Origin of the sequence: Dactylosporangium sp. NPDC000244, assembly GCF_040300725.1 — a bacterium.
Taxonomy (GTDB): domain Bacteria; phylum Actinomycetota; class Actinomycetes; order Mycobacteriales; family Micromonosporaceae; genus Dactylosporangium.
This window is the reverse complement of the sequence record NZ_JBEPEH010000019.1, coordinates 217,008-223,681: the sequence shown is the minus strand read 5'-3', so window position 1 is coordinate 223,681 and position 6,674 is coordinate 217,008. Positions and strand designations below refer to the sequence as shown.

5 protein-coding genes and 2 tRNA genes are annotated in these 6,674 nt (G+C 66.4%); 1 reads left to right on the top strand and 6 read right to left on the bottom strand.

Annotated elements, in window-relative coordinates:
• Window positions 1-655: 655 nt before the first annotated feature.
• The 6 genes from ABT369_RS27300 to ABT369_RS27275 all read right to left on the bottom strand — a co-directional run bounded on the left by ABT369_RS27300 (window position 656) and on the right by ABT369_RS27275 (window position 5,958).
• Entirely contained in the window at window positions 656-1,450 is a 795-nt protein-coding gene (locus ABT369_RS27300; protein WP_350616062.1) for a carbon-nitrogen hydrolase family protein, read from the bottom strand.
• A gap of 10 nt (window positions 1,451-1,460) precedes the next feature.
• A complete protein-coding gene (gene clpX, locus ABT369_RS27295) occupies window positions 1,461-2,759 on the bottom strand; it encodes an ATP-dependent Clp protease ATP-binding subunit ClpX (RefSeq protein ID WP_350616061.1) in 1,299 nt (432 codons plus the stop codon).
• A 236-nt stretch (window positions 2,760-2,995) separates the two neighbouring features.
• Window positions 2,996-3,655 (bottom strand): ATP-dependent Clp protease proteolytic subunit, encoded by a 660-nt coding sequence (locus tag ABT369_RS27290; RefSeq protein ID WP_350616060.1) that lies wholly within the window; start codon window positions 3,653-3,655, stop codon window positions 2,996-2,998.
• A gap of 11 nt (window positions 3,656-3,666) precedes the next feature.
• Window positions 3,667-4,317 carry an ATP-dependent Clp protease proteolytic subunit gene (locus ABT369_RS27285; protein ID WP_350616059.1) on the bottom strand — a complete coding sequence of 217 codons (651 nt, stop codon included), beginning with the start codon at window positions 4,315-4,317 and terminating at the stop codon, window positions 3,667-3,669.
• Between the two features lie 131 nt (window positions 4,318-4,448).
• The gene (gene tig / locus ABT369_RS27280; protein WP_350616057.1) at window positions 4,449-5,819 is read right to left on the bottom strand and encodes a trigger factor; all 1,371 of its coding nucleotides are present in this window, start codon (window positions 5,817-5,819) and stop codon (window positions 4,449-4,451) included.
• A 65-nt stretch (window positions 5,820-5,884) separates the two neighbouring features.
• Window positions 5,885-5,958: transfer RNA gene (locus tag ABT369_RS27275), tRNA-Pro, on the bottom strand.
• Between the two features lie 146 nt (window positions 5,959-6,104).
• On the opposite strand from ABT369_RS27275, the gene ABT369_RS27270 reads away from it, so the two are divergent.
• A tRNA-Gly gene (locus ABT369_RS27270) sits at window positions 6,105-6,175 on the top strand.
• Window positions 6,176-6,674 lie beyond the last annotated feature (499 nt).

Genomic DNA, 6,674 nt, shown 5'->3' with positions numbered 1-6,674 from the left:
CTCCCGAAGAAGCGCGCCCATGCCACGGGGTAATAATCATTTGGCACTGGCTTAACAAGCACCCTGTTGAGTTCTCAAACAACCAACACACACCGTCGAGGCCCGCAATCGCTTGCGTGTCCCGCCCGGGGCAACTTCTCCACTTTACCAGATCGCTCGCCGTTGTCAAGTCCGTGTCCGAACTCTAGAACGTTGAGCGGTTTTTCCGAGCATAGCAAGGCCACCGTCTCCGGTGATCTTGTTTCGGAAGGTCCGGTTACACCGGCCGGCACTTGGGAGCTTGTCGCTCGCTTGGCCCGCCCGGCTCGTTCCCGGCCCGTTTACTTTACCAGCCCGTTCCGTTCTGTCAAGTCCGCGTTTTCCGCTTGTTGACCGTCTGGAACGTTTCCCCCGCACAGGCCATCCGCGCCGTTTCCGGCGCCAGATCTGCTCGGGGTTTCGGTAGACCGGCCAGCTCTTGCGAACTCGCCCGGTTTCCTACCGGCTGGAGTACCTTACCCGGTCGGCTTCGCGTTCGCAAATCGCTTCCCGCACCGCCCTGGTGGTACTAATCCGACGAACCGGGCGTTTCCGCCCATCCCCTCGGACTTGGAGAACCTTACGGACCCGGTGCCGACCGAGTCAAATCGGCACCGCAGAAGGGATCCGGGGCCGTTCAGAGCCGGCGGTTGGCGAGGCTCGGGAGCGTTTCGCGGATCTCGGCGAGCCGGTCGAGGTCGAGCTCGGCGATGGTCACGCCGGCGGCATCGGGGGCCTGGGCGACGACCGTCCCCCACGGATCCACGATCATGCTGCGGCCGAAACAGGTGCGGTCCGGATCGTGGTTGCCGATCTGCCCGGAGGCGAGCACGTAGCACTGGTTTTCGATGGCTCGCGCGCGGAGCAGAACCTCCCAGTGGTCCCGTCCGGTGTGGAGCATGAACGCGGCCGGAACCACGAGGACTGTGGCGCCGTCGATCGCGAGTTGACGGTACAACTCAGGAAATCGCAGGTCGTAACAGATCGACAGGCCTAGTCGGATCTGCTCGACATCGACGGTGCTCGTCGACTCCCCCGGTGCGACGGTCGCGGACTCCCGGTATGAGACGCGTCCGGGGATCTCGACGTCATAGAGGTGGATCTTTCGATAGGTCGCGGCAAGTGTGCCGGATCGATCGAAGACAAGCGATGTGTTGTACGTGTGCTCGGAGTCGGGTCCGGTCTCGTGGAACGAGCCGGCGTGGACCCACATCCCGAGTTCCCGCGCGGCGTCGGCGAAGAACGCGGCGAACTCCCCGTCGACGGGCTCGGGCGCCGGAGCCGAGTGGCCGCGCCCGAGGTAGTCCACGTATTCCGGGAGGACCGCCAGATCCGCTCCCCCATCGGATGCCCGCTGGAGGAGCGTTCGGGCCGTCTTGAGGTTCTCAGCCCGGTTGTCGCGGGCATTGAGCTGACATACCGCTACGCGCATAGGCGCCAGGCTACGCCGACTTCTCCTCGCGGTCCGCGCGTCGACGACCGACCCGGTGGGCGGCCAGGTCCCGCGGCACGATGGTCGGTATCACCTTCTCCAGCACCACCTCGCGGGTGATGAGCACCCGGGCGATGTTGGGGTTGCTCGGCACCTCGTACATCACGGAGAGCAGAACCTCCTCCATGATGGCCCGCAGTCCGCGGGCGCCGGTGCCGCGCAGGATGGCCTGGTCCGCGATCGACTCCAGGGCCTCCGGGGCGAACTCGAGCTCCACCCCGTCCAGCTCGAACAGCCGCTGGTATTGCCGGACGAGCGCGTTGCGCGGCTCGGTCAGGATCTTCACCAGCGCGTCGCGGTCGAGGCTCTTCACGCTCGTGATGACCGGCAGCCGCCCGATGAACTCGGGGATCAGGCCGAACTTGAGCATGTCCTCGGGCATCACATCGCTGAAGGCGTCGTCGGCCGTCCGGTCGGTGATCGAGCGGAGGTTGGCGCCGAAGCCCGTGCCGCCCTTGCCGACCCGCTGCTGCACGATCCGGTCGAGGCCGGCGAAGGCGCCACCGCAGATGAACAGCACGTTGGACGTGTCGATCTGGATGAACTCCTGGTGCGGGTGCTTGCGTCCGCCCTGCGGCGGGACGTTGGCGACCGTGCCCTCGATGATCTTCAGCAGCGCCTGCTGCACACCCTCGCCGGAGACGTCTCGCGTGATCGACGGGTTCTCCGACTTGCGCGCGATCTTGTCGACCTCGTCGATGTAGACGATGCCGGTCTCGGCGCGGCGGATGTCGTAGTCCGCGGCCTGAATCAGCTTCAGCAGGATGTTCTCGACGTCCTCGCCGACGTATCCCGCCTCGGTGAGCGCCGTGGCATCGGCGATCGCGAACGGCACGTTGAGCATCCGCGCGAGCGTCTGGGCCAGGTGCGTCTTGCCGCAGCCCGTGGGGCCGATGAGCAGAATGTTGGACTTCGCCAGCTCGACGCCGTCGCCGCCCGAGTTGCCGCCGGACTCCGCCTGCACCCGCTTGTAGTGGTTGTAGACCGCCACCGCAAGCGCCTTCTTGGCCTGGTCCTGGCCGACGACGTACTGATCGAGGAAGGCGCAGATCTCCATCGGCTTCGGCAGCTCGTCGAACTTGACGTCGCCCGACTCCGCCAGCTCTTCCTCGATGATCTCGTTGCAGAGATCGATGCACTCGTCGCAGATGTAGACGCCGGGCCCGGCGATCAGCTTCTTCACCTGCTTCTGCGACTTGCCGCAGAAGGAGCACTTCAGTAGGTCGCCGCCGTCGCCGATCCGTGCCACCTACGATCTCCCTGCCTTCGGCCGGACCCTACGTCCGGATCGCATCTGCTCGCCGCGTGCGCGTTCCCGCCTCACGCTGGCTACTGCCTCGACGTTACCTGGTGGTCGCCCGTATTCCGACCCCCTACGAGGGGGTGTCTTTTTGGGCCGGCCTCCCGACGACATCCGCCCGACACTCCATCGGCCCGCCCAACCTCCAGGTTAGGGCGAGCCGATGGGTGTTGCACGCAGAGCCGTCAGCTGCCCGACGCCACGAGGCTCGACTTCTTCCGGCTGACCAGCACGTTGTCGACCAGGCCGTATTCCTTGGCCTCGTCCGCCGTGAGGATCTTGTCACGGTCGATGTCCTTGCGGACCTTCTCGACCGGCTGGCCGGTGTGCCGCGACACCATCTCCTCGAGCTGGGTCCGCATGCGCATGATCTCCCGAGCCTGGATCTCGATGTCCGAGCCCTGCCCGTAGCCGCCCTCGGTGGCCGGCTGGTGGATGATGATGCGCGAGTTGGGCAGCGCGAGGCGCTTGCCCGGCGTGCCCGCCGCGAGCAGCACCGCGGCCGCGCTCGCCGCCTGGCCCAGGCACACCGTGAGGATGTCGGGCCGGACGTAGAGCATGGTGTCGTAGATCGCCGTCATGGCCGTGAACGAGCCGCCGGGCGAGTTGATGTAGAGCGTGATGTCCCGGTCCGGCTCCGTGCTCTCCAGCGTCAGCAGCTGCGCCATCACGTCGTTGGCCGACGCGTCGTCGATCTGCACGCCGAGGAAGATGATCCGGTCCTCGAACAGCTTGTTGTACGGGTTGGTCTCCTTGATGCCGTAGGACGTCCGCTCGACGTAGGACGGCAGGATGTAGCGGTTGTGCACCTCGCGCAGCGCCGGGGGCAGGCTCAGATCGGTCATGGCTTCGCTCCTCAGGCCAGGGTTCCGGCGCCTTCCGGAGCCTGCTGGGCCCCGGTGATCACCTTGTCGATGAAGCCGTAGTCTCGCGCCTCTTCGGCGGTGAACCAGCGGTCGCGGTCGGAGTCGGACTCGATCTGCTCGAGCGACTGACCGGTGTGGAACGACACGCGCTCCTGGAACATGCGCTTCGTGTAGAGCATCTGCTCGGCCTGGATGGCGATGTCGGAGGCCGTGCCCCCGATGCCGCCGGACGGCTGGTGCATCATGATCCGCGCGTGCGGCAGCGCCATGCGCTTGCCCGGCGCCCCGGCGCACAGCAGGAGCTGGCCCATCGAGGCGGCCATACCCATCGCCACAGTCGCCACGTCGTTGGTGACGAACTGCATGATGTCGTAGATCGCCATGCCCGAGTAGACGGAGCCACCGGGCGAGTTGATGTAAAGCCAGATGTCGCGCTCGTCGTCCTCGGCGGCGAGCAGCAGCATCTGGGCGCAGATCCGGTTGGCGACCTGGTCGTTGACTTCGCTGCCAAGGAAGATGATGCGTTCCTTGAGCAGCCGGTTGAACACCGAGTCGTCGAGCGTCAGGCTCGTGTCCGCGCCCCTACCGCGCCCCTGGGGCGCGGGACTGAATGGCGACGCTGGAATATGCAGGTCGGTCATGGCAGCCCTTCGCAAGAGTCTTGTACTTGCCGACCCTAACCGGTGTGGGGGGCCGCAGCTTCCCGTGCTCACCGCATTTCGCTATGAGCGCACCGTGGTGAAGGCCGGGGCTTTTGCCCCGGCCTACAACGTTAGTGGTTGTGACCCTCGTGATCCCCGTGATCGTGACCTTCGTGGTCGTCGGCCGCGCCGCGCAGGTCGTCGAGGCTGAGCTCGGCACCCTCGCTGTCGACGATCTTCACCCGCTCGAGCACGATCCCGAGCGCCTTGCCGCGGCGCACGTCACCGAAGACCGCACCGGCCACGCCGGCCTGGACCAGCTGGTCGTAGTACTGCTGGGGGCCCATCCCCGCGCGCTGCGCCCGGTGCACGATCTCGTGCCCGAACTCGTCGTCGCTGACCTGGACATCCTCGGCGTCGGCCAGGGTGTCGAGCACCAGCTGGACCTTCACGCCCTCGACGGCCGCCTCGTTGAGCTCGGCGTCCATCTCCTCCTCGGTCTTGCCCTCGGTCTGCAGGTAGTCGTCGAACGAGGCCCCGATCCGCTGGAGCTGGTCGTTCATCGACTCCTTGCGCGACTCCACCTCGTCCTTCACCACGCCCTCGGGCGCGGGGACGTCGGTCGCGTCGATGACCGCCTTCAGCGCGAGGTCACGAGCGGAGTAGAGCTGCTCCATGCGCTTCACCCGCGTCAGGCGCGTGCGCAGGTCGTCCTTGAGCTCGTCGAGCGTGTCGAACTCGCTCGCGAGCTGCGCGAACTCGTCGTCCACCTCGGGCAGCTGCTTGTCCTTGACCGACTTCACGGTCACCGACACCTCGGCGTCGCGGCCCTCGAACTCCCCGCCCACCAGCTGCGTGGTGAACGTCGTCGAGTCGCCGGCGCCCATGCCCACGAGCACGTCGTCGAGGCCCGGAACCAGCTGGCCGGAGCCGACCTCGTGCGAGACGTTGGTCGCGCTGCCGCCGGGCACCTCCTCGCCGTCCACCTTCGCGACGAGGTCGATCTGCACGTAGTCGCCGGCCACCGCGGTCCGCTCGACGGTCTTGAGCGTCGCGAACCGGTCGCGCAGCCCCTTGAGCTGCTCGTCGACGTCGTCGTCGGACACGGCGAGCGCGTCGACCGTGACGGTGATCTCGCTCATGTCGGGCAGGGTGATCTGCGGCCGAACGTCGACCTCGGCCGTGAACTTCAGCGGCTGCCCGTCGGCGAACTCGGTGATCTCGACCTCGGGCCGCCCGAGCGTCTTCACCTCGTGCTCACGGACCGCGGCCAGGATCTGGGTCGGAATGACCTCCTGCACGGCCTCGTTCAGCACGGCCCCGCGCCCGACCCGCTGGTCGATGACGGCGGTGGGCACCTTGCCCCGACGGAACCCGGGGATGTTGACCTGCGACCCGATCTCCCGGTACGCCTTCTTGAGGCTCGACTCGAGCTCGGCGAACGGCACCTCGATTTCGAGCCGCACGCGAGTCGGGCTCAGGGTCTCGACGGTGCTCTTCACAGAACTTTCTCCCTCGTTACTACGGACTGGTTGGACTGGCGGCTGCGCTACGTCGTTGTTCCCGGTCGGGGTGGCGGGATTTGAACCCACGGCCCCTCGCTCCCAAAGCGAGTGCGCTACCAAACTGCGCTACACCCCGGTGGTGTGCGTCGGCAAGTGTATGCGCTCCGCCGGAGACCTCGCCGGTCGGTATGCCGGTGTCGCACACCGTGGACCCCCACCACTGACCCGGCGCGGGGGGATTCGGTACTCTGGTGGTCGCAGCCCCGTTCCGCGGGGCCGCATGCGGGCGTAGCTCAATGGCAGAGCTTCAGTCTTCCAAACTGACGGTGGGAGTTCGATTCTCCTCGCCCGCTCTCTACCTCCTTCCCTGGGGGAGCTTCGCTCCACCCAGACCCCCTCAAGACCGCACCAAGCGCCTGAGGGATCCAGAAGTTCTCGCCTTCACCCAGCGGCTCTGGTACTTCCTGCTGCCCGCCGCCCACCGCGAGCCCGACGATCACCACCCAGAAAACCACCGCGCCCTCATCCACCCAAGACGCTCAACTTCACCCAGAGTCACTTCGGCACCGCGAATAGCAACTTCCTCGCGAGCCCACCGTCACACTTGGACCACAATCCCGATCCGCCGCGCAAAGCGCCGGAGATCGAGAGATGCGCCAAGCCCGCCGCCACGAGTAATCCCATTGCAACACCGAGTAACCAGTCCGCAGCGCATTGAGGATCCTCAGAGCCACTCCATGGCCTCGACGCTGGTCCCGAACCTGGCCGGAACCTCGGAGCACACAAGGCCCACCCGGCGAAGATCGTCAATGCCGGAATCAGGCAACTTGCGTACGGCGAGTGACGCCCGAT